Source organism: Bradyrhizobium sp. 159, assembly GCF_023073795.1.
Lineage (GTDB): Bacteria > Pseudomonadota > Alphaproteobacteria > Rhizobiales > Xanthobacteraceae > Bradyrhizobium.
The window spans coordinates 226,856-252,688 of sequence record NZ_JADPKE010000089.1; the positions used below are offsets into that span (position 1 = coordinate 226,856).

Sequence of the window (25,833 nt, forward strand, 5' to 3'; positions counted from 1 at the left end):
TCAGACGGACCATTCCTCGCCCCAGACCTGAACGAAATGGCCGGGCGACACTTCGCGATATCGCCGGCGAGGCGGCTGGTAATCCGGCGCGCGCATCGGGCTTCTGATCTCGTCGTTGGAGACGTCGCGGCGCGTACCGCGGCGCGATGGATCGGGCACCGGCACGGCAGCCATCAGCTTCTTGGTGTAGGGATGTTGCGGATTGCCGAACAATGTCGCGCGCGGGCCGATCTCGACGATCTCGCCGAGATACATCACCGCGAGGCGGTGGCTCATGCGCTCGACCACGGCGATGTCGTGGGAGATGAAAAGATAGGCAAGGCCCATGTTGGCCTGGAGATCGAGCATCAGGTTCACGACTTGGGCCTTGACCGAGACGTCAAGCGCGGAGACCGCCTCGTCCGCGACGATCAGCTTCGGCCCGAGCGCAAGCGCACGCGCAATGCAGATGCGCTGGCGCTGGCCACCGGAGAATTCGTGCGGAAAGCGCGCGGCCATATCGGCAGTCAGGCCGACGCGGACGAGAAGGTCTGCGACCTTGTCGCGCGCCTGCGACGTCGACGCGAGCCCGTTGGCGAGCAACGGAGCCGCGATCGCCGTCCCCACCGACATGCGCGGATTGAGGCTCGCGAATGGATCCTGAAAGACGATCTGCATCTGCTTGCGGAAATCGCGCAAAGCTCGGCCGTTCATGGCGAGCACGTCCTGGCCGTCGATCAGGACGGTGCCGCTGTCCGGTTCGAGCAACCTGAGAATCGAGCGGCCCGTGGTCGACTTGCCGCAACCGGATTCGCCGACCAGCGCAAGCGTCTCGCCGGCGCGCAAGGTGAAGGAGACGTTCTCGACCGCGTGGACGCGCCCGGAGATCTTGCCGAACAGGCCCGAGCGGATCGGAAAGCGCGTGGTGAGGTTTGCAACTTCGAGCAGCGGACGCTCGGCGGTCGAGACCGTGTCGGGCGTTTCCACCGGCTCGTCCGAGGTGCCCGTGAGCTTGTCGACGATGGGAAAACGCATCGGCCGCGCGCGCCCATCCATCGAGCCGAGGCGCGGCACGGCGGCGAGCAGTGCGCTTGTATAGGGATGCGACGGTGCGGCGAAGATGCGCGACGTCGCGTCGGTTTCGACCGCCTGCCCGCCATACATCACCACGGTCCGATCAGCGATCTCGGCGACCACGCCCATGTCGTGGGTGATGAAGAGGATCGACATTCCCTCCTCCTGCTGGAGCTCCTTCAAGAGCTCCAGGATCTGGGCCTGGATGGTGACGTCGAGCGCAGTGGTCGGCTCGTCCGCGATCAGGAGCTTCGGCTTGCAGGCCAGCGCCATCGCGATCATCACGCGCTGGCGCATGCCGCCGGAGAAGCGATGCGGATGCTCGTGGAAGCGCGATGTCGCCGCGGGAATGCGGACGCGATCGAGCAGGCGGATGGTCTCGGCCTCCGCCGCCGCGCGCGACAGGCCGCGATGCTGAATCAGCGCCTCGGCGATCTGGAAGCCGATGGTGAGCACCGGATTGAGGCTCGTCATCGGCTCCTGGAAGATCATGGCAATGTCATTGCCGCGGATGCCCTTCATGCCCGTTTCGGGCAGCGCGAGGAGATCGCGGCCAGCGAGCGTCACGCATCCCTCGATGCGGCCACTCTCCTTCGGAATGAGCCGCATGATGGAGAGCGCGGTGACGCTCTTGCCCGAACCGGACTCCCCGACGATCGCGACGGTTTCGCGCGGCGCGACGTCGAATGAGACATTGCGGACGACCGGGATCCATCGTCGTTCGCGCATGAAGGAGGTGGTGAGGCCGGCGACCGACAGCACCGGCGCCTGCGCCTCGGCAACGCTACGATCGATTCCGCTTGCGCCCTTGCTCATGCAGTTGCCCTAATAGCCACGCGTGCGATCGACGAGGCCCGGCAATTCCTCGCCGCGGCGGTGACGTGCGATGGCGTCGAGCACGAAATCGACCGCCGTATCCGGCATGGTCATGCTGGCATTGTGCGGCGTCAGCAGGATGCGCGGGTGGCTCCAGAACGGATGGCCAGCGGGCAGCGGCTCGGGCTCTGTGACATCGAGAACGGCGCCCGATAGCAAGCCGGTATCGAGCGCCGCGAGGAAATCGGCTTCGACGAGCTGCGGACCACGCCCGACACTGACGAGCCCTGCGCCGCGCGGCAGGCGCGCGAACAGATCGGCATTGAGGATGCCGCGGGTCTCTTCGGTCAATGGCAGCAGGCAAATGAGGATGTCGGTCTGCGACAGGAATCTTGGCAGGGTGTCAACACCGACGTAGCAGGTCACGCCCGGGATCTCGCGCGGCGAACGGTTCCAGCCGAACAGCGGAAAGCCGAATGCCCTGAGCCGTTCGAGCACGGCGTGGCCGAGCTGGCCGAGCCCCATCACGCCGACACCCCGCCGCTTCGCCGGCGTGATCCGGATCTCGCGCCAGACCTGCTCCCTCTGCTGGGCGATGAAGTGCAGGAGATCGCGATGCAGGCCGAGCACCGCCATTGTGACATATTCCACCATGGTCTCGGCAATGCCGGGCTCCAGCATCCGGATGAGCGGAAGGTGCGGCGGAAGCTTCGTGGCGTCGAACTGATCGACACCCGCGCCAACCGAGAAGACCAGCTCGAGATGGGGGAACGTCGTGGCGATATCCTCCGGCGGCACCCACGCCACCAGATAACGAATATCGGCGGGATTGCCGATGTCGGGCCAGAGCCGGAACGGCAGATCGGGCGCGCGCTCGGCAAAGAAGCGCGCCCACTCGGCGCCGCGAACCATGTTGGCCTTGTAGAGAACCGTCATGCCGCCTCAGAACGGGCTGACCGGCGCGAGCCGCCGGCCGTCGATCATGCGCTTGTGGCTGTAAGCCACCGGGTCGACCAGCGGCGTCGAGCCGGTCACGATGTCGGCGGCGAGCTTGCCGGCCGCGGGACCAATGCCGAAGCCGTGACCGGAGAAGCCGGTGGCGAGGAAGAAGCCGGGCAGGGCATCGACCGGCGAGATCACCGGGATTGTGTCGGGCGTGCAGTCGATGGTGCCGCCCCAGGCCTCCGCGATCTCGATGTCCTTCAATTCCGGGTTCGATCGGATCAGCGACGCCAGCGCCGCACTGACCAGCGACATGTCGGGGGCCGGATCGCGCACGCGCTCAGTCTCGAACGGCGACGGCTTGTCAAAGCTCCAGCTGCTGCCGCGCACGAGCTGATCGAAGAACGACTTGCCGAACGACAATTTCAGTCCGTTCTTACGATGCTGATACGTCGGCCAAAAGGCGCGGGCGTACCGGAATAAGTCGGGCGACAGCTCGACCGTGCCGCGGTTGCGCAGCGCCAGCGTAAAGCCGCCGTCGAGACGGCGATGGATGCAGTAGAGGTCGGTGCCGAGCGCGCCGGAGGTGATCTCAGGTCCTGGGGTGGTCCGGCAAGCCGTGGCGTTGACGAGACCGATCGGCAGCTCGATGCCGTGACGGCGGCAGAACAGCGACGACCATGCGCCGCCCGACAGCAGCACCGATTGCGTGCGAATGGTGCCCTTCTCGGTGACGACGGCGCTGACCCGTCCTCCCTGAGTCTCCAGTCCGCGCGCGGCGCAGCCTTGATGGATGGTGACGCCGTGCTTTCGCGCGGCAGTGGCCAGCGCGGGCACGGCCATCGACGGCTCGGCGCGGCCGTCGCTCGGCGTGTGCAGGCCGCCTACCCATTTGTCGGCATTGCCGGGCATGCGTTCAGCGACCTCCGCCGGCGTCAGGATGGTGGAGTGGACCTGCTGCTCGCGCGCGATCGCCGCCCAGCGCTCCCAGCCGGCGAGCTCATCCTTGCTCTTGGTCAGGAACAGCACGCCGGTGCGGCGGAAACCGGCATCGACGCCGGCATCGTTCTGCATGTCCTCCCAAAGCCGCAGCGCCTCACGTGCGAGCGGAATCTCCTCGCGCGCGCGGCCCTGCTGGCGGCACCAGCCCCAATTGCGGCTCGACTGCTCGCCGCCGACATGGCCCTTCTCGACCAGTGCGACGGAAAGGCCCTTCTTCGCCAGGTGATACGCCGCAGATACGCCGATCACGCCGCCGCCGATGACGACAACGTCTGCCTGCGCCGGCAGGCGTTCATCGCTGTTGATACGATTGAGCGGCGGGGACATGGGGCACTCCTGGTATTCAGTTCAAACGGACCTAGGCTCGTTATGGGATGTTCATTCGCGGATCGAGCGCATCGCGCAGGCCGTCGCCAAGGAAATTGAAGCTCGTCACCGCCAGCGTGATGGCGACGCCCGGTACGATCGCGAGCCACGGTGCGCTGGTGAGATAGATCTGCGCGTTGTTGAGCATGTTGCCCCAGCTCGCAGCCGGCGGCTGGATGCCGTAGCCGAGATAGCTGACATAGGATTCGAGCAGGATCGCCTTGGCGACGTTCAGCGTGGCCGCGACCACGATCGGGGCAATTGCGTTGGGCACGAGCTCGCGGAACATGATGCGCAGGTTTGACGAGCCGAAGGCGAGCGCTGCAACGGCGAACTCCCGTTCCCGCAGCGAGCGCACCTGGGCCTCGACGACGCGGGCGACGCTCATCCACGCCGTCGCCGCGATCAGCACGGTGGTGGTGACGAGGCCGGGTTCGGTGAGCGCCGCCAGCGCCAGCAGCAGGAAGATGGTCGGGAAGCACAGCACGGCGTCGACCAGCCGCATCAAGACCGCGCCGACCACGCCGCCATAGAACCCGGCGAAGGCGCCGACGACGATGCCGACCGCCATCGCGATCACCATCGCCACGATCCCGATCGAGAGCGAGACGCGGCCGCCCATCATCAAGCGCGCAAGCACGTCGCGGCCGAGCTCGTCGGTGCCGAGGACGTGCGCGCCCGACAGCGGCGGCGCGAACCGCTTCATGATTTCAATATAGGTGTCGTCGAAAGGCAGCAGATAAGGACCGAACGCGGAGCCGAGGACGAGCACCAGAATGATGACGGCGCCGGCGAGCGCCAGCCGATGGCGGCGGAACCGCCGCCACGCGGCTTGACCGGGGGCGAGCTGAACGGTGGAGAGGGTGGCCGTCGTCATCGCCTAGCCCACCCGAATGCGCGGATCGACAACGGCATAGAGGATGTCGGCAAGCAACGAGCCGATCAGCACCATCGTCGCCGAGAACATCAAGACGCCCATCACCACGGGATAGTCGCGATAGCCGATGGAATCGAGGAAGAGGCGCCCCATGCCGGGCCAGGTGAACACGGTCTCGGCCACCAGCGCGCCACCGAGCAGCGTCGGAAACTGGAGGCCGGCGACCGTGATCATCGGCAACAGCGCGTTCCGGAGCGCGTGCACGGTGAGGATGCGCCATTCCGGCATGCCCTTGGCGCGGGCAGTGCGGATGTAATCCTGGTTGATGACCTCGAGCATGGAGGAACGCATGAAGCGGCCCCACATCGCGGTCTCGACCAGCGCCAGCACCAGTGCCGGCGCGATGAGATGATGCAGCAGGTCGAGAAAGGAGCCGTCGCCGACGGTGTGCCGATTGCCGGCCGGCAGCCAGCCGAGCCTCACCGAGAACACGTAGATGGTAACGAGGCCGAACCAGAAGGTCGGGATCGACAGCGCGATCATGGCGCCGACGGTGGCGAGGGTATCGAACAGCGAGTAGCGGCGCAGCGCACCCAGCACGCCGATCCAGCAGCCGAGCAGCACCGCGATGATCGTCGCCGTCGCCATCAGCTCGAGGGTGGCGCCGAGATGCGAGGAGATCACGGACAGCACCGCCTCGCCGTCGCGGTAGGAGCGGCCCCAATCGCCCCACAGCATGCGGCTGAACCAGTCGAGATATTGGATCGGCAGCGGGCGATCGAGACCGAGCTGCTTGCTGACGCGGTCGAGATCCTCCTGCGTCATCTGCGCAGAGGCCGCGAATTGCGAGAGCGGGCCGCCGGGCGCCAGGTGCAGAATGGCAAAGCCGATCGCCGAGACGATCACCAGCAGCATGATCGACTGTGCCAGGCGGTTGACGACGTAACGGGCCACGTCAGGCTGCCCTGCGCACCTGATCCATCAGGCCCAGTACCATTCGCGGATGTTCCAGCAATTGATCGAGGTGTTGACGTTGGGACTGAAGCCTTGCAGCCCCTCCTTCACGCCCTCGGCGATAAAGCCCTGGAACAGCGGCAGGATGGCGAGATCGTCGCGGATCAGCTTTTGCAGGTCGCCGTAGGTCGTCTTGCGCTGTGCGATCTCAAACTGCTTGGCGCCGTCGGCGAGGAGTCGATCGGCCTCCGGGCTCTTGTACTGATACGTGTTGTAGCCTCGCCCGCCCTTGGCGGGAATGGCGCCGGAGCCGAAGCGCGGCGTCACGTCGGGGTCGCTGCCGAGCATGAAGTTTACGGACACCAGCACCGAATTAAATTTCGACTGCTGCCAGAAATCGCCCCAGATCACCGCGGCCGGCATGTTGTTGACGCGCATCGCGGCGCCGATCGCACGCCAGTCCTGGATCAGGAGTTGCTGGGTCTGCTCGCGCACCGCGTTGCCCGATGTCGTCGAATTGGTGAACTCGAGCTTGACGCCGCCCTTCTCGCGCACGCCACTGGTGCCGCGAACCCATCCCGCCGCATCGAGCAGCGCGTTGGCCTTGGCGGGATCGTATTTGTGTTGCGGCAGCCCCTGTTGGAATGACCAGGCTTGCTGCGGCACGAAGCTCTCGGTCTGCGTCGGCAGGCCATAATAGAGCGCATCGATGATCGCCTGCTTGTTGATGGCGAGATAGAGCGCCTCGCGCACGGCGCGATCGGCAAAGGGACCGAACTCCAGATTCGGTGCGATATGTTCCACGGAGGACGTCGAGGAGACCACGATCCTGCGGCCCTTCAGCGTCTTCGCCTCCTGCACGAAATTGGGCAAGATGCCTTGCAGGCCGGTGTAGTCGACCTGGCCGGTGCGGAACTGGGTATAGAGAACGGTGAGATCGGGGATGTATTTGAAGACCACGCGTTCGACGTACGGCCCCTTGCCGTGATAGCCGGTGTGGGCATTGAGCAGGATGTGATCGCCGGGCACGCGCTCGCCCCAGCGGAACGGCCCGGTGCCGACAGGTGCATTGTGGAACGGCGAGGCGTTCGGATCGGACACCTTCTCCAGGATGTGCTTGGGCACGATGAAGGTCAGCGATCCCAGGATTGACATGTAGGGCGAGTAAGGCGCTTCCATTCGCCAGTGGATCTCGTCGGGCGCGACGACCTTGATGTCCTTGACCAGGCTATGGCCGACGCGGCTGCGGGCGCGAAAATCGGGACTGTTGATCAGTTCGAGCGAGAACTTGACGTCGTCGGCCGTGAACGGCGTGCCGTCATGCCACTTCACGTCGCTGCGCAGCTTGATTTTCCAAGTCAGGCCGTCGGGCGACAGGCCGCCATTCTCGATGGTCGGAACTTCGCGTGCGAGGTCAGGAACGAAATTGCCGGCGGGATCGATGAACCAGAGCAGCGAGAACACCTGCCACCAGATGCCCTGATCGACCTCGATGCCAGGCATCAGCGGATGAAAGACGGTCGGCTCCTGCGACAGCGCTGCGATCACCTGCCCGCGCGGTTTGTCCGGCGGATTGGTCGGGCGCTCAACTTGCGCAAAAGCGTTGCCCGCAAGAGTCCATCCTGCCGCGGCGCCGGCCCCAAGCTGGAAGAGCTGGCGGCGATTCGGAATGCCGAGATGCACTGCTCCAACGCCGAACTTGGCGGTGCCGTCTGCCATGGCCACTCTCCATTGTCGCACGCGGCACCGTCTCCCGCGCCCCTAGACCCCGGCGGAGGGACAGGAGTGGGCTTTAGTGCTTCTAAATTTTTCAGTCAAAATTTCATCATGACTAAATACAGCTGTCAATCGCATTGCTAGTATGCGCGACCTTTTCACTCCGACTAAAGCTCGATCCGATGCGGTCCGGGGCTGAGATGATGCATGGGAGAGCGACATGGATGGTCGCGGCGATACGAACGGTCCGAAGGACGTCCCGACGATCCAGGTCGACGATGCGGTCGACCAGCGCCTCGGCGAGTCCGTGCGGCTGCTACGTCAGCGCGCCGGGCTTTCGATCCAGGACGTCGCCAACAAGACCGGCCTCTCCACCGGCATGATCAGCCAGCTCGAACGTGCGCGGGCCATGCCGTCGATCCGCACGCTGCGTCTGCTCAGCATCGCACTCGACGTTCCCATTTCGTATTTCTTCGAGAGCAGCGATCCGGCCGACGTACAGCGCTACATCGTGCGCAAGAATAACCGGCGGCTGCTGCGGCTCACCGCCAGCGGCGTCGTCAAGGAAGCGCTCACGCCTGACGGCAAGGGCCAGCTCGAACTCTACGAGCTCACGCTCAATCCCGGCGCCTCCTCCGGCACCGACTTCCTGCAACACAACGGCGAGAAGGCCGGCTATATCCTCTCGGGAAGCCTGCGGCTGTGGCTGGACAACCAGGCCCATCTGCTGGAGGCCGGCGACAGCTTTCGCTTTCCGAGCATCGTGCCGCACATGTTCGACAACCCGACCCAGCAGGTGGCGCGCGCGATCTGGGTCACGACGCTGCGCCAGACCGATCCGCCGGCGGGATGACACGCGGCTTCCATTGCTGGTGACACGGACCGCCGCGCCTAGCTTCGTCGCGCTCTAGCTGATCCGGCGCCGCAGCGTGGCCGACGGCGACTCGCCGAATTTTTCGCGGTAGGCGCCGGCCATGCGGCCAAGATGGGTGAAGCCGAGGTCGAAGGCGATCTCGGTGATGGAGGCATTGGGCGCGGCATGCGCGAGCCGGACGTGAAGGCTGGCGAGGCGCATGTCGAGCAGCATCTGGGAGATCGACAGGCCGAAGTGACGGCGGAAGCCGAGCTGGAGCGCGCGGATGCCGATGCCGGAGGCGCAGGCGAGCTGCGCGAGGTCGAGCGGTTCGCCGGCATTATCCGCGAGATGGTCCCGCGCAACGCGCAGCGCACGCGGCAGACGCTCGGCCTGGCCCGAAAACGTCCTGATCGCATCCGACAGGCCATGCCGATGGCCATTGAGGAGGTGATCGAGCAGAACCTCGCGCCAATCGGCCATCGCGACCGCTGACAGCCTTCCGGCGGGACCGAAACGTTCGGCCAGCGTGATCAGCTCGACAAGGCTGGCTCGCAACGCCCGCCCGGACGGCGCGTCGAGGTCGATCACAGGATCGAACTCGACCGTGCTGGCTGCCCTGCCCGACAGTGCCGCGGCGCGCTGCTCGACCAAACGGCGGTCGAGCAACAGGATCGCTTGGGCGCAGTCGGCCCAAATCATCCGCGTCGGGATCGTCGGCGACAGCAGTGACGCGGTCCGGTCAGGCGCCGCGTCGAGCTCACAGATGCCGGCACGAATGCTGGCGCTGCCCGTGAGCGGGACCTGCACCAGGAAGAAGCGCTCGAGGCAGCCCGGATCGATGCTGACCGATCCGCCATAGGCGACATAGTTGATGGAAAAGCCGTCGAACGCCGCGCAATTGTGCCGGGCGGAGAAGCCGGCGGCGCGTGCACGCATCGGCTTGAGATCGTGCGGACAGAAGATGCGCCCAATCTGCTCGGCCGCTTCATCGACGTCATCGGTGGTGACGCGGGCGAAATCCGCAAGCCGTTCGGCTGCAGATGGTCTCGCGCTCATTTCCAGTACGGCTGCGGACATCGTCGACCACGCTCCGCGTTACCGAATTGCTTTAAGCCTATAATAGTTCCGCAGAGGCGAAAAGGGCCGCATCGGCAAAATCGTCGTGCTGCACGGCAATTGCCGCGTGCAGATTCGTTTGGCGGATAGACAGGCGGCCACGAGCGGCCGAAGCTCCATCCCCGCCGGAATCCATCAGGAGGCGAGCATGACTGCACTCGAAAAGGGCATTACCGCAAACGGCACGGGCTATGGCGGCAAGAGCTGGAACATCCTTGGTCAGGTCTATTTTCCCAAAGCCGTCACCGACTCCACCTTCGCATTCGAGACCAACAGCGATCCCGGCCAGTTCGTGCCGGTGCACGTCCATCCGACCCAGGACGAGTTCATCCTGGTTCAGGAAGGCACGCTCGACCTCAAGCTCGACGGCCAATGGGTCAAGGCCCACGCCGGCGATCTCGTGCGCATGCCGCGCGGCATCCCGCACGGCTATTTCAACAAGTCCGACAAGCCCTGCCGCGCGTTGTTCTGGGTCTCGCCGATGCAGAAGCTGGAGGCGCTCTTCAACCGGTTGCACAATCTGACCGACCCCGCCGAAGTGGTTCGTATCTCGGCGCTGCACGAGGTGGACTTCCTGCCGCCCGAGGCCAACGACTAGGCGTCCGCGTCCCATCCACGTTCATCAGCTTGCAGCTCCGACGGCCGCGCCTTGCCGATCGTTGCCGCTTGCGCGCGAAACACATTGGTTGCGAGCAATCCCATGGTCAGCCCCAAGCATGTCTGCGTGATCGGCGCCGGTGTCTCCGGCCTGGCCACCGCAAAGGCGTTCTCCATCCGCGGTCACCGCGTCACCATCGTCGAACGCAGCGGCGATCTCGGCGGCGTCTGGGAGCCGGCGCGCTCCTATCCCGAAGTGCAGACGCAGAGCCCGAAGGAGCTCTACCGCTACACCGACCGCGCCATGCCGGACGCCTATCCGGAATGGCCGACCGGGCCACAGGTCCACGCCTATCTCGTCGATTACGCGAGGAGCTTTGGCCTCGACCGCATGCTGCGCCTCAACACGGCGGTCGCCGGCATGGCGCGCCGTGCCGACGGCAAGCCCGGCTGGACACTCGCGCTCAGCGGCAAGAATGGCATGACAACGAACGCGGACTTCGATTTCGTCGCTGTCTGCACCGGCCAGTTCAACGAGCCGCGCGAGCTGCATTGCCCCGGCGAGGACGGCTTTCTGGCCCAGGGCGGCCAGATCCTGCATTCGTCGAAATACAACGATGCCGCCCTGGCAAAGGGGCGCCGCGTCGTCGTGCTCGGCGGCTCGAAGTCGGCGACCGACATCGCCGTGAACGCGGTAAAGGCAGGCGCGCGCGAGGTGACGATCGTGATGCGCGAGCCGGTCTGGCGCATTCCCTATTTCATCGGCGGTCTCGTCAACTTCAAGCGCATCCTCTACATCCGCGCGCAGGAGGAGATGTTTCCCGGCTGGGGCATCAGCACGATGGCCCGGCTCGCCCACCGACTCGCCGCGCCGCTGGTGTGGGCGAACTGGCGCGGGCTGGAGAGCCTGTTGAAGGCGCAGCTCAAGCTCAGTCGGTGCAACATGGTGCCGAAGGAGCGGATCGAGGACGGCGTCAACTGCTCGGTGCCGATCGCAACGCCGGGCTTCTATCCGATGGTCGCCGACGGCCGCATCAAGGCGGTGTTCGGCACGTTCGATCATTTTGACGGCGACAGTATCGTGATGAGCGGTGGCGAGCGCGTTCCAGCCGATATCACCGTGCTCGCGATCGGCTACAAGCTCGGCGTGCCGTTCCTGCCCGCGGCCTATCAGCAGAAACTGGTCGATGCCGACGGGCAGTACCGGCTCTATCGCCTGATCGCCAACCCCGACCTGCCCGAGCTCGGCTTCGTTGGCTTCAACTCGTCGTTCTGCACGGTACTCTGCGCCGATCTCGCCGCCAACTGGCTGGTGCGCTATGCCGACGGCCAGCTCGCCAACCAGCCGACGGCGCAAGCCATGCATGCCAACATCGAGATGATGCTGCACTTCAAGCGTGTCGAACGGCCGGCCGCGGGCGTCTATGGCGGCCTCTGCGTCGCACCCTATCACTACCGTCATTTCGACGAGCTGATGGCCGACATCGGCGCGAAGAACCAGAAGTGCGGCGGGCTCAAAGGGCGTTTCCTGCCGCCGGACGCCGATGCCTACGCCAAGTTCCTGGCCACGGCGCCGGATTATCGCGCGGCGTAAGAGGACGGATCGGGACTGAGCGAGATTTGCTCGCCAGCCCGCGCGTCCGATGCTTACGATCTTCCTGGCCAACGAATCGACAGGAACCGGCCATGGAGTTCAGACGTCTTGCCGCCGGAGCGCTTGCGGCGCTCGCCTTCCTTGTCACGGCACCCGCCATCGGACAGCAGGGCACGCTCACGTCCCGGCAATCCGAGGCGCTCGCCGCCTACGAGCGGGCGCTGGCCGACTTCAAATCGATCCTGGCCGAGCGGCGGCGCCAGATCGAGGCGAAGCAGCCGCTGCCGAGCCTGCCGGGCCAGGGGCTGTACCTGGCGCGCATCGCCGTCATCAGCACCTACAAGGATCTCACCGACGCCATTCCGTCCAGAATCGGAAAGCCCAACAAGTTCGAAATTCCCCCGGCCTATTTCGATGCAGATATCGAGCCGCTGATCGACGAATATTCGAGGCTATTCGACGTCATGGAGGCACCGCCCGCCGGAGCGCAAGACTCGCCGACGCCGTTCAATGACGTCGCCGATCTCGCCTTCGCGATCGCGCGCGCCAAGGGGCTTGCACCTGAACCCGCGGAAGTCGCGGGGCGCATCAGCCTCGGCCTGTTCTTCGCCGAGACCAACGGCAAGCAGAATGTCCGCAATGCGCGCTCGAACACCTATATGGGCAGCTTCCAGACCGGCCCCTCCGAGGACCGCAACGGCCGCAGGAAATGGGAAGCCCTCAAGGGCGCAATCGCGGCGATCGATCCCGAACTGAGCGCGCGCGACGACAAGGAGGAGGCGCGCGCCCGCGGCACCGATCAGCGCTTCAATCACTGGACCAATGTGCGCAACGGCCTGATGAACGCGCATGCCGATCTGTTCCGGGAGATTCCGGGAATCGTGAAGACGCTGCCCCACCCGATCGACCAGATGAAGCTGTTCGAGCTGATCCAGATCGTGCCCACCCCGACCAGGTCCGCGCTCAAGTCGGGGGATCTCCTGAATTACCGGGTGTCCAGTCGAACGGTCATGAAGCACCTGCGCAACAACAGCATCTTCGCGTTCGGACAGGCCGATCGATCGCGAAGCTCGGCCAGCTTCCGGGAGATTCTCGCTGCGATGTGGCTGTTCAACCGCAAGTTCGAGCGGGCCATGGCGAAATATGCCGAGATCAAGGCGCGCTGAGGGTTCGGTTGCAACAGCTACCCAACGTTGTAGTGTCTCGATCTCATCGGGGTTCGGACCGATCCATGCGCATTCTCATTCTCGGCGGCAGCCAGTTTCTGGGGCGGGCGATTGCGAACCATGCTTGCGCTGCCGGCCATGACGTGAGCTGCGCGGCCCGCGGTCTTGCCGGCCCAATCGCCCCCGGCGCCCGCCTCATCCGGATCGATCGCGACGTCGCGGACGGTCTTGCGCCACTGATCGGCGAGACGTTCGATGCAATCGTCGACGTCTCGCGTCATCCCGGCCAGGTCCGCCGCGCCGTCGCAGCGCTGAAGCGACCGGGCGTGCATTGGACCTTCGTTTCGACAATCAGCGTCTATGCGGACAATCGCGTACCGGGACAACGCGCCGACACGGCGCCGCTGCGCGAGCCCGTTGCGGCGGAGATCGAGCACACCACGGACGCCATCTATGGCGCGGCCAAGGTCGCCTGCGAACAAGCGGTCGGCGGCGATGCCTTCATCTGCCGGGCCGGCCTCATCGCCGGGCCGGAGGACCCGACCGGACGGTTCGCCTATTGGCCGGCACGGCTCGCGCGCGGCGGCGAGGTGCTGGCGCCTGGATCGCCGCAGGACGCTATTCAGTTCATCGACGTGCGCGACCTCGCGCAATGGATCGTACACGCGGCAGAGGTTCGTCTCACCGGCATCTATGACGGGATCGGACCGGTGCGCACGCGCGGCGAATTCCTGGCCGAATGCGCCTCAGCGCTGGACGCGTCCTGCACCTTCACCTGGGTCGATCGCGCCTTTCTGGAAGCGCATGACGTGAAGCGCTGGGCCGGTCCGCGCTCGCTGCCGCTGTGGCTGCCCCTGCCCGACTTCGCCGGCTTCATGACGCGCGACACCTCGCCGGCGCGCGCGGCCGGCTTGACCGCGCGGCCGCTCGCCGTCACGGCGCGCGATACGCTTCATTGGCTCCGCGCCAGCAACGGGCCGGTGGTCGGTCTCAGCTCCGATGAGGAAAGTGCGTTGCTTTCAGCGTGGCATGCGCGCGGGGATGCGGCTGCGACCGCGATCTAGCCGGATCGTCTGCAAACCAAAACTGAGACTATTCCGTCCGGATCGGCGCATCCTTCAGGCTGTTGTTGTCACAGGCCTTGCGCAGTGTGCCGTTCGTCGTGGCCTCCGTCATGAATTGGTGACGAACGCCGTGGCCTGGCTGTGGCCAAACGGCACAGCGACGGCCGTCACCGTTCGTCATGACAAACCTGTCAAAGGGCATGCCACCGTTTGCAGCGCAAGGCCTTTGACTGCCATGGCTATGGTGTTCCACGGCGGGGCATTTGTTGGTAGCCTGCCGCACCGACAGACAGCAATCGGGGGGCCACCGAATGACGCGCGCGAATCCCGCATCTCCCGCACGACGTAACGAAGGGTGGAGACATGTCGCGCGGGCCTTGGCAACGGCAAGCGCCGTTGTGCTGCTCGCCGGCTGCGAGGACAAGAACACGTTCGTGGCCCCACCGCCGCCCAAGGTGGACGTGGCAACGCCCGTGCAGCGCGCCGTAACGCGTTATATCGAGGCGACCGGCAACACCGCGCCGATCAAGAGCGTCGATCTCGTCGCGCGCGTGCAAGGTTTTCTGCAATCGATCGACTATCAAGACGGCACCTTCGTCAAGCAGGGCACCCAGCTCTTCACCATCGAGCCGGAGACCTACAAGCTCAAGCTCGAGCAGGCGCAGGCGGCCGAAGCCGGCGCGCAGGCCTCGCTCCGGCAGGCGGAAGCCGACTACAAGCGGCAAGCCGAGCTGGTGCAGCGCCAGGCGGTGTCACAGGCGACACTCGACACCTCAACGTCCAACCGCGACAATGCGCAGGCCAGTCTCCAGCAGGCGCAGGCCAACACCCGAATTGCCGAGGTCAATTACGGCTACACCAAGGTGACCGCGCCGTTCGACGGCGTCGTCAGCGCCCACATGGTCTCGATCGGCGAGCTCGTCGGCGTGTCCTCCCCGACCCAGCTCGCGACCATCGTCGCGATGGACCCGATCTACGTGAACTTCACCGTCAACGAGCAGGACGTACTGCGCATCCGCGCCGAGGCGGCTCGCCGGGGACTGACGCCGGCCGACCTCAAGCAATTTCCGATCCAGCTCGGCCTCCAGACCGAGACCGGCTATCCGCATGAAGGCCATCTCGACTACGTCTCGCCGACCCTCAACCAATCGACGGGCACGCTGGCGGTGCGCGGCCTCGTCCCCAATGACAAGCGGGCGCTGTTGCCCGGCTATTTCGTCCGCGTTCGCGTGCCCTTTGATCAGGAGAAGACCGCGCTGCTCGTTCCCGACACCGCGCTCGGGAGCGACCAGGGCGGCCGCTATCTGCTGGTGGTCAACAGCGACAACGTCGTCGAGCAGCGCAAGGTGCAGATCGGTCCCGTCGACAATGGCCTGCGCGTGATCGAGAGCGGCCTGAAGCCGGAGGACCGCGTGGTCATCGCAGGGCTGCTGCGGGTGATTCCGGGTCAGAAGATCGACCCGCAAACAACGAAGATCGAGCAGCCGCAGGCGTCTGCCAAGTAATATCTGCCAAGCAAGTTCTGCAAGTGAGGGGTCGCCAGCCATGATCTCAAAGTTCTTCATCGAGCGGCCGGTCCTCTCGAATGTCATCGCGCTTCTGATGATCCTGATCGGCGGCGTCGCGCTGTTCAACCTCGCGATTGCGCAATATCCCGACGTGGTGCCGCCGACGGTGCAGGTCACCACCCGCTATCCCGGCGCCAGCGCCAAGACCGTGATCGACACCGTGGCGCTGCCGATCGAGCAGCAGGTCAACGGCGTCGAGGACATGCTCTACATGCAGTCCTACAGCGGCTCCGACGGCACTTATACGCTGACAGTCACATTCAAGATCGGCACTGACCTCAATTTCGCGCAGGTGCTGGTGCAGAACCGCGTCTCCAGCGCGCTGTCGCAACTGCCGCAGGCGGTGCAGAACCAGGGCGTCACCGTGCAGAAGCGGTCGACCTCGATCCTGCTGTTCGTGACCCTGACCTCGCCCGACGCGAAGTACGACAGCCTGTATTTGAGCAACTACGCCACCATCAACATTCGCGACGAGCTCTCGCGCCTGCCCGGCGTCGGCAACGTCACGGTGTTTGGCGCAGGCCAATATTCGATGCGGGTCTGGCTCGATCCGAACAAGCTGCAGGTCCGTGGCCTCGTGCCGCAGGACGTCATCCAGGCGATCCAGCAGCAGAGCCAGCAGGTCTCCGCCGGCCAGGTCGGCGCGCCGCCGACGCCGCCGGGCCAGGGGTTCCAATACACGCTCAACGTCAATGGCCGGCTCGACGACACCAGCCAGTTCGAGAATATCATCGTCAAGACGGGCAGCAGCGGCGACGTCACGCGCGTGCGCGACGTCGGCTGGGTCGAATTGGGCGCGCAGACCTATAGCCAGATCTTCTCGCTCAACAAGCAGCCGGCAGTCGGCATCGGCGTATTCCAGTCGCCCGGCGCCAACGCGCTCCAGGTCGAGCAGGCGGTCGAGAAGAAGATGGCGGAACTCGCCAAGCGCTTCCCGGAAGGCATCAAGTACGACACGCCGTTCGACACCACCAAGTTCGTGGAGGCCTCGGTGCATGAGGTCTATATGACGCTGATCGAGGCCGGCTTGCTCGTGCTGGTCGTGATCCTGGTGTTCTTGCAGGATTGGCGCGCGATGCTGGTTCCGGCGACCACCGTGCCGGTGACCATCATCGGCGCATTCGCTGCGATGGCGGCGCTCGGCTTCACCATCAACATGTCGACGCTGTTTGCGATCGTGCTCGCGATCGGCATCGTCGTCGACGACGCCATCGTCGTGGTCGAAGGCGCCGCCCACAACATCGAGCAGGGCATGAACGGCCACGACGCCGCGATCAAGGCGATGGATCAGCTGTTCGCGCCGATCGTCGGCATCACCCTGGTGCTGATCTCGGTTTTTCTGCCGGCCTCGTTCCTCGCGGGGCTGACCGGGCGCATCTATTCGCAATTCGCGCTGGTGATCGCCGCGACCGCTCTTCTATCCGCCATCAACGCGGCGACGCTGAAGCCGACGCAGTGTGCGCTCTGGTTGCGGCCGGCGGTGCCGCCGGAACAGCGCAATTTCTTCTACCGCGGCTTCAATGCCGTCTATAACAGGCTCGAACGCGGCTACACCCGCTTGATCGGCTTCCTGGTCAGACACGCCACGGTCTCAGTCGCGGTAGCGCTGGTCCTGATCGGGATCGGCGGCTATGGCCTGTCGCGAGTGCCGACCGGCTTCCTGCCGATCGAGGACCAGGGCTATCTGATCGCGGCCGTGCAGCTGCCCGACGGCGCCGCGCTGGAGCGGACCCAAGCCGTGCTCGACAGAGCCAGCGAGCTGATCAAGGACACTCCTGGAGTCCAGCAGGTCATCACCATCGCCGGCATCTCCGCGCTCGACAACAGCGCCAGCCTCGCCAATGCCGGCGTCGCCTACATCATCCTGAAGGATTGGGAGGCGCGCAAAGGACCCGGAGAGGATTTGCGTTCGCTGGTGTACGGGCTTAACGACAAGCTCGCGACTATCATGGAGGCGCGCACCATCGTCTTGCCGCCGCCGCCGATCCAGGGCATCGGCAACGCCGCCGGCTTGTCGATGCAGGTCGAGCTGCGCGACGGCAACAGCGATTTTGCCAAGCTGCAAGCGATCACCGGAGCGATGGTCAGTAACGGCCAGAGTCAGAGCGCGCTGCAGCGCGTGCAGTCCTCTTTCCGCTCCTCGGTGCCGCAATTCAACGTCGAGATCGACCGCGTCAAGACCCAGACGCTGCATGTGACCACCGATCAGGTGTTCTCGGCGCTATCGACCTATCTGGGGTCGTCCTACGTCAACCAGTTCAACAAGTTCGGCCGCGTGTTCCAGGTCTACACCCAGGCCGATCCGGCATTCCGTGTCACCGAGCGCGACATCGCCAACATGCAGGTCCGCAACTCGAACGGCGACATGATCCCGATCGGCACCGTCGCCAAGATTATGCCGGCCACCGGTCCGTCGCTGATCAGCCTCTACAATCTCTATCCGTCCTCGACTGTGATCGGCCTGCCGGCGCAGGGCTATTCCTCCGGGCAGTCGCTGAAGCTGATGGAGGAGATCGCGGATAAGACGCTGCCGCCGGGCACCGGCTATGAATGGACCGCGATGTCCTACCAGGAGAAGGCGGTCTCCAACCAGATCTATTGGGTGTTCGGCCTCGCCATGCTGCTGGTCTATCTCGTGCTCGCCGGGCAGTATGAGAGCTGGTACGCGCCGATCTCCGTGATCCTCGCCGTGCCGCTGTCGCTGCTCGGGCCGATGCTGATCCTCAGCGGGCTCAAGATCGACAACAACCTCTATTGCCAAATCGGGCTGATCCTGCTGATCGCGCTCTCGGCCAAGAACGCGATCCTGATCGTCGAGGTCGGGCTCGAGCTGCACGGCCGCGACGGCAAGCCGATCCTGGACTCCGCGATCGAGGCCGCGCGCGCCCGCTTCCGTCCGATCCTGATGACGTCGTTCGCCTTCATCCTTGGGGTGGTGCCGCTAGTGCTGGCCACCGGTGCCGGCGCCAGCGCGCGCAAGTCCATCGGCATCACCGTGTTCTCGGGCATGCTGGCCTCGACCTGCCTCGCGGTGTTGTTCGTGCCGGCCTTCTTCGTGGTCGTGCAGCGCTTCGAGAACTGGCGGGCGTCGAAGAAGGTGGTGAAGGTGAAAGCGGCGGCGGAGGTGAAGCCTTAAGAGCCGTTGGGCTACGCCAGCGTGGCTCCGGGCTCACTGCAACCTCTCCCGCTTGGTTGACGCGCGGAGCGCGGCGGGTGAGGGCTCTCTCCTCTTGGGGAGTGTCCCGGTGAGGAGACACCCTCTCCCCGACCCTCTCCCGCAAGCGGGAGAGGGAGCGCACCGTCCGCGCGGCTCCAGTCCACCCCACTAAGCCTTCTCCGCCGGCGGCCGCTGCGCCTCGCCGCTCGACACCAGCAGCACCGAGGCCTTCGACTGCCTCAGCACGGCGGCGGCGACGCCGCCGAAGGAGAGATGATTGGCCTCGATCCGGTCGACGCCCATGACCACGAGGTCGACGTCGGTGGTGTCGATCTCGCGCAGGATCGCCGCCTCCGGCGCCCGGTTCACGCGCAGCGTCGTGGTGATGTCGACGTCGTAGCGGGCGGCGAGATCGCTGGTGTCCTTGAGGATGCCGGTCTCCTGGCTCAATCCGCGGGAGGTGCCCCGCTGCGCGCCCTTGTCGCGCGTCGTCGCCACATAGATCACGCGGAGCGAGCCTGAGCCGGCCTGCGCCAGCGCCACCGCGACCTCGGCGCCGCGCTTGGAGATGCCGCTGCCGGAAACCGGAACGAGGATGTTGAGGGCGTCGGGTATCGGCTGCTTCAGGTGCTTGCCCTTGGCCGCCACGATCGCGAGCGGCCCCTCGAACTCGGCGGCGATGTCCTCGATCTTCCGATTGAAGCGATCCTTGGCGGCAGCGACCTTGTCGATGCCGACGACGAGAAGATCAAAGCCCTTGCGTGCTTCGTCGGCAATGGTTTCGGCCAGCTCTGCGCGCCTGGCCCGGGTAACGACATCGACGCTGCCGGCATTCCCGTCACCACTGGCGGAGACGGTTTCGGCGGCCTTCTTCACCACGGCTTCGTGGCTCTCGTCCTCGCCCTTGTCCTTTTCCTTGGCGCGCTCGCCGATGTGCAGAACGGTGATCGGCAGGCCGCGCATGCCGGCGATCAGGCCCGCGACGTGGGCGGCGAAGGTGGCGTTGACGCTGTCGTCGACAGCGAGCAAAGGACGTTCGAGATTGGCGATGAAGCCGCGTCTCTCGAATTCTTCCCGCTCCAGCCGCTCCCTCTCCTCTTGGTTCATCGGCAGCTTTGCCAGCGCCGCGCGCAGCATCGGCGGCATCGCCATCGTGGTCAAGATTGCCATGGTCACGATCATCGTGAACAGGTTCTGGCTGAGCACGCCGATGGAGAGGCCGATGGTCGCGATGATGACCTCGGTCGAGCCGCGCGCGTTCATGCCGCTGGCGAGCGCCAGCGATTCCCTCGCATTCAACCCGCCCACGGTGCCGCCGACGAACGCGCCGCCGAACTTGCCGACGCTGGCGATCACGACCAGCAGGCCGGTGAGCATCAGCAGATTGGGGTCGCGAAGGACCGAGAGATCGGCGCTGAGCCCGGCGAGGCCGAAGAACACCGGCATGAAGAAGCTCGAGATCAGGCCGCGCAGGCGCTCGTCGATCTGCCGGGTCAGGATCGGGGACTCCCCGACCAGGATGCCGGCGACGAAGGCACCCAACACGGTGTGCACCCCGATCAGATGCGTGATCATCGCCATGACGCTCATCAACAGAAGGATCACCGTGATGACCGCGGCTGCGCTGACGAGATTGTCGTTGGCCCAACGGATCAGTTGGAACACCAGGCGGCGGCCGATGGTGAAGCTGACGGCCAGGAAGGCGAGCGTCCCCAGCACGGCTTTCGCCACGGAGCCGAAGTCAAGCGTGCCGTGCGAGGCCAGGCTGAAGATGACGGCGATAATGATCCAGCCGATGGTGTCGTCGATAACGGCGGTCGCGACGATGATCTGCCCGACATTGCGGCGCATGAAATTCATCTCGCGCACGACCACGGCGACGATCTTCACAGACGAGATCGACAGCGCCGTGCCCATGAACAGCGAGGCGACGAGGCGCGCTTGCGGATCGGGCAGCAGCGCATCGGGGAGGAATTCGCCGAGCGCAAAGCCGCAGGCGAAGGGCACGAGGATGCCGGCAATCGAGATCGCGATCGCCGCCCTGCCGACCTTCCGGACCAGCTTGAGGTCGGTCTCCATGCCGGTCAGCAGCAGCAGCAGCAGAATGCCGAACTGGGCGATGCCGTCGATCATCGCCTTCTGTTCGGGCGTCTTGGGAAAGATCGCGTGCTGGGCCTCGGGCCAGATCCAGCCGAACAGCGACGGCCCCAGGATGATGCCGGCGAGCAGTTCGCCCATCACCGAGGGCTGGCCGATGCGCTGCATGAGCTCGCCGAGACCGCGGCCGACCGCGATCAGCAACACGATCTGCGCCACCAGGAGGAATTCGGACGGGCCGGCCGATTTGCCGCCCTCGGCACTCGCCGCAATGGTGGTAAGGACAAGCGCCGCGGGGACAAGGCCGACCGGTCGGAGCAGGCTCCACTGCATGCAGGTGTCATTCCCCCTTCATCTGTCCGGCGCAGCGCCGGGGCGACAGAGGTAGAACCCGCGGGAGGCGGAGCGGGTTCCGCGCGCGCGGCGGAGTAAAAAAACGAAAAGTGCGAAAACAACCCCATGCACAGTAGAGATGGAGTTGAGAAACCTCACGAAATCTCGGTTTTACCGAAACGGCTTGCTCCGTCGGGCAAAACACTGGCAGAATGGCATCGTGGGTGACATGGGCGGGGTGCCTCCTCATCTTCCGTCATTGCGAGGAGCTCTTGCGACGAAGCAATCCAGAGTCCCTCCGCGGCAAGATTCTGGATTGCCTCGCTTCGCTCGCAAAATGACGATGTGGAGAGAGTCCCCGTCTTAGGCTCGTTCGTGCCGCGGACGCAGCGCGTAGCCCGGATGAAGCGCAGCGAAATCCGGGTTCTAGCCGCGCGGTGAAACGCCCCGGATTGCGCTTCGCTCGATCCGGGCTACGGGACGGAGCCACGCGGCGCGAGTCGGCTACCTCACGCCGCCTGCGATGTCCGGATCTCGCGCGGCAGGATTAGCGCGGCGGCGATCGCCAGCAGGCAGAGGGCGGCGAAGGCGTGCAGCATGGTGACGAAGCCGCCCTGCTCGTAGAGCCAGGCGACCAAGCCGACCGAGGCGCCGGCCGCGGTGAAGCCGACGAAATAGCGCACCGCATAGGCGCGCGAGCGCCACTCCTCCGTCGTGTATTTGCCGACCATGGCATCGTTCACCGTGACCTGCCCGAACGCGCCCATGACGATGCCGATCGAGACCACGATCAGCGGCAGATTGGACATGCTGGCGGCCAGATACAGGAATGGCGCCAGCATGAAGGACAGCGGCAGCGCCACCGTCTTCAGCGAATAGCGGTCGAGCAGCCGCCCGATCGTATACTGCGTCATCGCGCCGAACACGTAGACGCCGGCCGCGATGACACCGAGCAGCGCCGGGCTCTTGGTCAGGTCCGAGAGCCGCTCGGCAAACAGCTTTGGCAGCGCCACCGTAACGGCGTTGAAGGTCGTCGAGATCGCGATCACCACGATCAGCAGCGCCAGGATCACGCGCCACATGTCCTGCTTGGCGACGCGCGCCTGCGCCGCCGCCTGCTTGGCACCCTTGCGGTCCTCATGCACGACCGTCAGCGCAAAGGCGATGCCGATCAGGATGGTGACGACGCCGGGAACGATGAAGGCGAAGCGCCAGCCGAGATATTGGCCGATCACGCCGGTGACCAGCGCCGAGGAGGCAACGCCGAGATTGCCCCAGACGCCGTTGAGCCCCATCTCGCGGCCGAGCTTATCGGCATAGGACACGATCATCGCGGTGCCGACAGGATGATAGATCGAGGCAAAAATGCCGATCGCGAGCAGTGCCGCGCCGAGCTGCGCCGGGCTCGTCGCGAAGCCGACCGCGATCATGGACGCGCCGATGCCGACGAAGAAGATCAGCATCATGTGGCGGCGGCTCCAGCGGTCGCCAAGCCAGCCAGTGAGCAGCGAGCCTGCACCGAAGGCGACGAAGCCCGGCGTCGCATAGGGCAGAAGTTCCGAATAGGCCATGCCGAGCGCCGGCCCCATGATGATCACGGCGGCGGCAAAGATCAGCATCGCATAATGGTCGATGAAATGGCCGGCATTGACGAAACTGATGACCCGGCTGGGGTTGTTCATACGAATCCTCTCCTGCACCGAAATCAGTTATATGTCGGGCGAATGATGGGATGCCGCCAATGAGTGTCGTCGAAACGCCAATCCTCCGGGAGGTCCGGGGCAACCACCGCTCGACTGCGGGCGTGCACCTGGTCGCGCGCGACTATCCCAAGGGCTTGCGGCTCGATCCGCACCTGCACCGCGAGGCGCAGCTGGTCTATGCCGCCAAGGGCACCATGCAGGTGACGACGCCCGGCGGGCGCTGGCTGGTGCCGCCGGACCGCGCGGTCTGGGTCCCGGCCGGGCTTGAGCATGCCATCGACCTGCTCGCCGATATCGAGATGCGCACGCTGTATTTCGACCTGCCCTGGCTCAAGCGCGAGCAGCGTTACGAGGGACTGACCAAGGAGTTCGTGGTGCGGGTGTCGCCGCTGCTGCACCAGGCGATCCTGGCGCTGTTCGACGCCCGCAACACCGAGGCGCGAACCGAGCTGCTGGTTCGCCTCGTGATGCTGGAATTGCACCAGGCCGAGGATTCCGCGACCTTCGTGCCGTTGCCGCGCGAAGTGCGATGCCGCCGCGCCGCGATGATCGTGCTCGACGATCCCACCGGGCTGCACGACATCGACACGCTGGCGCGCGAGGTCGGAACCTCCGCGCGCACGCTGTCGCGGCTGTTCTCGACGGAAACGCAGCTCAGCTTCAAGAGCTGGTGCCAGCGCGCCCGCATCGCCGCGGCGATCCAGCTTCTGTCGACCGATGCCACCGTATCGGTGAAGCAGCTCGCCACATCGCTCGGTTATGCCAGCGTGCCGGCGTTCTCGGCCGCGTTCCGGCAGGTGACGGGGCGCACACCGACGGAATTTGCGGGGAAGGGGTAAGGCGGCCGTACCCTCCGAACCCGTCATTGCGAGGAGCCCTTGCGACGAAGCAATCCAGACTTTCTCGGCGGAGGGACTCTGGATTGCTTCGCTGCGCTCGCAATGACGGTGTTTGAGGGAGCTTCGTTCTTCTCCAAATGTCACCGGATGCCCGCTCCCACCGGGCATGCCGCCATTCTCCCAACGCAGTGCCCGACGAAAGATGCCGCATTCCCCTGCTTGATTGTGATCGGCTTCGGCCTAAATCCGATGTAAGCTCCCGCATCGCACAAACCTGACACGAAAGCCCAGATGGCCAACGCCTTCTTCTCCGACCTGCTCGCCACCATCTCCGAGCGCGGCCGCACGCTGCTTCGCCGCAGCGACGGCTTGAACACCAGACGCGATGCCGCCGGGCTGATCGCGCTTTGCGACGCGCTGCTCTCGGGCCGCGGCGAAGCCTCGGGCACCGCGATGGCGCGCGAGGTGCTCGACCTCTACCGGGAATTGGATGCGGCCGGACGCCGTGCCTTCTTCGAGGCGCTGGTGCGCGATTTCGGCCCGGATCGGGAACGGCTGTCCAGGGCGATCGAGAAATGGCGTGCCAAGCCCACCGACGAGGACGCGAGCTCGCTGCATTTCGCTTCCGAGCCGCGGCGGCAGGAGCTGATCCGCCGCCTCAACCGCGCGCCCGGCGGCACCGGCGATCTCGTCAGCATGCGCGCCGATTTGCTCGGCATGATGAACGGACACGCCGATCTCGCCGCGCTCGACCGCGACGTCTCGCATCTTCTCTCTTCGTGGTTCAACAGGGGGTTTCTCGTGCTGCGCAGGATCGACTGGTCGACCCCGGCCAACATCCTCGAAAAGATCATCCGTTACGAAGCCGTGCATGAGATCTCCGATTGGGACGATCTGCGCCGCCGCATCGATCCGGTCGACCGCCGCTGCTACGCCTTCTTTCACCCCGCGATGGTCGACGAACCCCTGATCTTCGTCGAGGTGGCGCTGACCGAGACCATTCCAGGGGCAATCGCGCCATTGCTTGCGGTCGATCGTCAGCACCTGCCGATCGAGCGCGCGCGCACCGCGGTGTTCTATTCGATCTCCAACACCCAGCGCGGCCTGGGCGGCATTTCCTTCGGCAGCTTCCTGATCAAGCAGGTGGTGGAGGAGCTGCGCCGCGAGCTGCCGAAGCTCGACACTTTCGTGACGCTGTCGCCGGTGCCGGGCTTCATGCAATGGGTGAAGCAGGACAAGGAGCTGCCGCTATCGGACGAGGACCGTGAGATGTTGAAGCGTCTCGACGATCCCAAATGGTTCGAGAACCCTGAGACGACCACGCTGCTCCGCAGCGTTCTGGAACCGCTCGCGGCGCACTATTTCCTGAAGGCGCGCACGCCGAAGGGCAAGCTGATCGATTCCGTCGCCCGCTTCCATCTCGGCAATGGCGCCAGGCTCGAGCGCATCAACTGGTTAGGGGACCTCTCGCCCAAGGGCGTGCGCGAGTCCGGCGGCGTCATGGTCAACTACCTCTACCGCCTCGACGACATCGAGAAGAACCACGAAGCCTACGCCAATGACGGCGAGGTCGTGGCGTCGAGCGCGGTGAAGAAGCTGCTGAAGGGCGAAGGACGAAGGCTGCTGGATATGCGGTTGTCGTAGGGGGGCGCTTGCTCGCGCCACACCGTCATTGCGAGGAGCCCTTGCGACGAAGCAATCCAGACTGCCTCCGCAGAGAGACTCTGGATTGCTTCGCTTCGCTCGCAATGACGGAGTGCGTTGCAGCAGCTCGCCTGTCCCAACCTGCCGTTCGGGCCGGACCACGGCGTCCGCGTGGCTCTCGCTCTCTCCACTGTCATTGCGAGGAGCCCTTGCGACGAAGCAATCCAGACTTCCTCCGCAGAGAGACTCTGGATTGCTTCGCTTCGCTCGCAATTGTGCATGTTCACTAATTCGCTGATTGGATCGCTCCAGCGGAGGACGATCCGATGCGCGACAACAGCTATGACCGGACGATTGAGCGCAACTATCTGCA

18 protein-coding genes and 1 pseudogene are annotated in these 25,833 nt (G+C 65.2%); 9 read left to right on the forward strand and 10 right to left on the reverse strand.

Going from position 1 to position 25,833, the window contains the following annotated elements; all coding sequences use genetic code 11:
• The 6 genes from IVA96_RS27700 to IVA96_RS27725 are packed head-to-tail and all read right to left on the reverse strand — an operon-like array spanning nt 1 to nt 7,729.
• Complete coding sequence (locus tag IVA96_RS27700) at nt 1-1,869, reverse strand: ABC transporter ATP-binding protein (protein WP_247420454.1); 1,869 nt, start codon at nt 1,867-1,869, stop codon at nt 1-3.
• Between the two features lie 9 nt (nt 1,870-1,878).
• Nucleotides 1,879-2,805, reverse strand: a complete 927-nt coding sequence (locus tag IVA96_RS27705; RefSeq protein WP_247420456.1) for a glyoxylate/hydroxypyruvate reductase A — start codon at nt 2,803-2,805, stop codon at nt 1,879-1,881.
• Nucleotides 2,806-2,811: 6 nt separating this feature from the next.
• Nucleotides 2,812-4,140 carry an FAD-binding oxidoreductase gene (locus IVA96_RS27710; protein WP_247420458.1) on the reverse strand — a complete coding sequence of 443 codons (1,329 nt, stop codon included), beginning with the start codon at nt 4,138-4,140 and terminating at the stop codon, nt 2,812-2,814.
• 40 nt (nt 4,141-4,180) lie between these two features.
• Entirely contained in the window at nt 4,181-5,056 is an 876-nt protein-coding gene (locus tag IVA96_RS27715; protein ID WP_247420460.1) for an ABC transporter permease, read from the reverse strand.
• Between the two features lie 3 nt (nt 5,057-5,059).
• Nucleotides 5,060-6,010, reverse strand: coding sequence for an ABC transporter permease (locus IVA96_RS27720; protein ID WP_247278380.1), 951 nt, complete (start codon nt 6,008-6,010; stop codon nt 5,060-5,062).
• A gap of 27 nt (nt 6,011-6,037) precedes the next feature.
• Nucleotides 6,038-7,729 carry a peptide ABC transporter substrate-binding protein gene (locus IVA96_RS27725; RefSeq protein WP_247420461.1) on the reverse strand — a complete coding sequence of 564 codons (1,692 nt, stop codon included), beginning with the start codon at nt 7,727-7,729 and terminating at the stop codon, nt 6,038-6,040.
• 217 nt (nt 7,730-7,946) lie between these two features.
• Here IVA96_RS27725 and IVA96_RS27730 point away from each other — a divergent pair, with 217 nt between their 5' ends.
• Nucleotides 7,947-8,579, forward strand: a complete 633-nt coding sequence (locus IVA96_RS27730; protein ID WP_247420462.1) for a cupin domain-containing protein — start codon at nt 7,947-7,949, stop codon at nt 8,577-8,579.
• Between the two features lie 54 nt (nt 8,580-8,633).
• Here the strand turns inward: IVA96_RS27730 and IVA96_RS27735 are convergent, their stop codons facing one another.
• Entirely contained in the window at nt 8,634-9,659 is a 1,026-nt protein-coding gene (locus IVA96_RS27735) for an AraC family transcriptional regulator (protein WP_247420463.1), read from the reverse strand.
• A 187-nt stretch (nt 9,660-9,846) separates the two neighbouring features.
• On the opposite strand from IVA96_RS27735, the gene IVA96_RS27740 reads away from it, so the two are divergent.
• The 4 genes from IVA96_RS27740 (at nt 9,847) to IVA96_RS27755 (ending at nt 14,119) form a co-directional block, all read left to right on the forward strand.
• Nucleotides 9,847-10,296, forward strand: coding sequence for a cupin domain-containing protein (locus IVA96_RS27740; protein WP_247420464.1), 450 nt, complete (start codon nt 9,847-9,849; stop codon nt 10,294-10,296).
• Nucleotides 10,297-10,398: 102 nt separating this feature from the next.
• A complete protein-coding gene (locus IVA96_RS27745) occupies nt 10,399-11,889 on the forward strand; it encodes an NAD(P)/FAD-dependent oxidoreductase (protein WP_247420466.1) in 1,491 nt (496 codons plus the stop codon).
• Nucleotides 11,890-11,981: 92 nt separating this feature from the next.
• On the forward strand, nt 11,982-13,055 hold the full coding sequence (locus IVA96_RS27750; protein WP_247420468.1) for a hypothetical protein: 1,074 nt from the start codon (nt 11,982-11,984) through the stop codon (nt 13,053-13,055).
• Nucleotides 13,056-13,120: 65 nt separating this feature from the next.
• On the forward strand, nt 13,121-14,119 hold the full coding sequence (locus tag IVA96_RS27755; protein ID WP_247420470.1) for an NAD-dependent epimerase/dehydratase family protein: 999 nt from the start codon (nt 13,121-13,123) through the stop codon (nt 14,117-14,119).
• A gap of 28 nt (nt 14,120-14,147) precedes the next feature.
• Here IVA96_RS27755 and IVA96_RS27760 read toward each other — a convergent pair.
• Nucleotides 14,148-14,296 (reverse strand): annotated as a pseudogene (locus IVA96_RS27760) (amino acid ABC transporter substrate-binding protein); the annotation flags it as partial.
• Nucleotides 14,297-14,430: 134 nt separating this feature from the next.
• Here IVA96_RS27760 and IVA96_RS27765 point away from each other — a divergent pair.
• Both IVA96_RS27765 and IVA96_RS27770 read left to right on the forward strand, forming a co-directional pair.
• Nucleotides 14,431-15,624, forward strand: a complete 1,194-nt coding sequence (locus IVA96_RS27765; RefSeq protein ID WP_247420474.1) for an efflux RND transporter periplasmic adaptor subunit — start codon at nt 14,431-14,433, stop codon at nt 15,622-15,624.
• 40 nt (nt 15,625-15,664) lie between these two features.
• Nucleotides 15,665-18,823, forward strand: coding sequence for a multidrug efflux RND transporter permease subunit (locus IVA96_RS27770; protein ID WP_247420478.1), 3,159 nt, complete (start codon nt 15,665-15,667; stop codon nt 18,821-18,823).
• Nucleotides 18,824-19,012: 189 nt separating this feature from the next.
• On the opposite strand, the gene IVA96_RS27775 is transcribed toward IVA96_RS27770, so the two are convergent.
• Both IVA96_RS27775 and IVA96_RS27780 read right to left on the reverse strand, forming a co-directional pair.
• On the reverse strand, nt 19,013-21,274 hold the full coding sequence (locus IVA96_RS27775; protein ID WP_247420481.1) for a cation:proton antiporter: 2,262 nt from the start codon (nt 21,272-21,274) through the stop codon (nt 19,013-19,015).
• 509 nt (nt 21,275-21,783) lie between these two features.
• Nucleotides 21,784-22,956, reverse strand: coding sequence for an MFS transporter (locus IVA96_RS27780; RefSeq protein WP_247278370.1), 1,173 nt, complete (start codon nt 22,954-22,956; stop codon nt 21,784-21,786).
• A 59-nt stretch (nt 22,957-23,015) separates the two neighbouring features.
• Here IVA96_RS27780 and IVA96_RS27785 point away from each other — a divergent pair, with 59 nt between their 5' ends.
• Both IVA96_RS27785 and IVA96_RS27790 read left to right on the forward strand, forming a co-directional pair.
• Nucleotides 23,016-23,816: a helix-turn-helix transcriptional regulator gene (locus IVA96_RS27785; RefSeq protein WP_247420485.1), complete on the forward strand. Its 801-nt coding sequence runs from the start codon at nt 23,016-23,018 to the stop codon at nt 23,814-23,816.
• Between the two features lie 291 nt (nt 23,817-24,107).
• Nucleotides 24,108-25,460, forward strand: coding sequence for a malonyl-CoA decarboxylase (locus tag IVA96_RS27790; protein ID WP_247420488.1), 1,353 nt, complete (start codon nt 24,108-24,110; stop codon nt 25,458-25,460).
• The last annotated feature ends 373 nt before the right edge of the window (nt 25,461-25,833 follow it).

Excerpts from the sequence above, each read along its gene's own strand:
- IVA96_RS27730 (WP_247420462.1), top strand. The coding sequence starts at position 7,947 with ATGGATGGTCGCGGCGATACGAACGGTCCGAAGGACGTCCCGACGATC.
- IVA96_RS27745 (WP_247420466.1), top strand. The coding sequence starts at position 10,399 with ATGGTCAGCCCCAAGCATGTCTGCGTGATCGGCGCCGGTGTCTCCGGC.
- IVA96_RS27765 (WP_247420474.1), top strand. The coding sequence starts at position 14,431 with ATGACGCGCGCGAATCCCGCATCTCCCGCACGACGTAACGAAGGGTGG.
- IVA96_RS27750 (WP_247420468.1), top strand. The coding sequence starts at position 11,982 with ATGGAGTTCAGACGTCTTGCCGCCGGAGCGCTTGCGGCGCTCGCCTTC.
- IVA96_RS27775 (WP_247420481.1), bottom strand. The coding sequence starts at position 21,274 with ATGCAGTGGAGCCTGCTCCGACCGGTCGGCCTTGTCCCCGCGGCGCTT.
- IVA96_RS27705 (WP_247420456.1), bottom strand. The coding sequence starts at position 2,805 with ATGACGGTTCTCTACAAGGCCAACATGGTTCGCGGCGCCGAGTGGGCG.
- IVA96_RS27735 (WP_247420463.1), bottom strand. The coding sequence starts at position 9,659 with ATGTCCGCAGCCGTACTGGAAATGAGCGCGAGACCATCTGCAGCCGAA.
- IVA96_RS27780 (WP_247278370.1), bottom strand. The coding sequence starts at position 22,956 with ATGAACAACCCCAGCCGGGTCATCAGTTTCGTCAATGCCGGCCATTTC.
- IVA96_RS27790 (WP_247420488.1), top strand. The coding sequence starts at position 24,108 with ATGGCCAACGCCTTCTTCTCCGACCTGCTCGCCACCATCTCCGAGCGC.
- IVA96_RS27725 (WP_247420461.1), bottom strand. The coding sequence starts at position 7,729 with ATGGCAGACGGCACCGCCAAGTTCGGCGTTGGAGCAGTGCATCTCGGC.
- IVA96_RS27710 (WP_247420458.1), bottom strand. The coding sequence starts at position 4,140 with ATGTCCCCGCCGCTCAATCGTATCAACAGCGATGAACGCCTGCCGGCG.
- IVA96_RS27715 (WP_247420460.1), bottom strand. The coding sequence starts at position 5,056 with ATGACGACGGCCACCCTCTCCACCGTTCAGCTCGCCCCCGGTCAAGCC.
- IVA96_RS27740 (WP_247420464.1), top strand. The coding sequence starts at position 9,847 with ATGACTGCACTCGAAAAGGGCATTACCGCAAACGGCACGGGCTATGGC.
- IVA96_RS27755 (WP_247420470.1), top strand. The coding sequence starts at position 13,121 with ATGCGCATTCTCATTCTCGGCGGCAGCCAGTTTCTGGGGCGGGCGATT.
- IVA96_RS27785 (WP_247420485.1), top strand. The coding sequence starts at position 23,016 with ATGAGTGTCGTCGAAACGCCAATCCTCCGGGAGGTCCGGGGCAACCAC.
- IVA96_RS27770 (WP_247420478.1), top strand. The coding sequence starts at position 15,665 with ATGATCTCAAAGTTCTTCATCGAGCGGCCGGTCCTCTCGAATGTCATC.
- IVA96_RS27700 (WP_247420454.1), bottom strand. The coding sequence starts at position 1,869 with ATGAGCAAGGGCGCAAGCGGAATCGATCGTAGCGTTGCCGAGGCGCAG.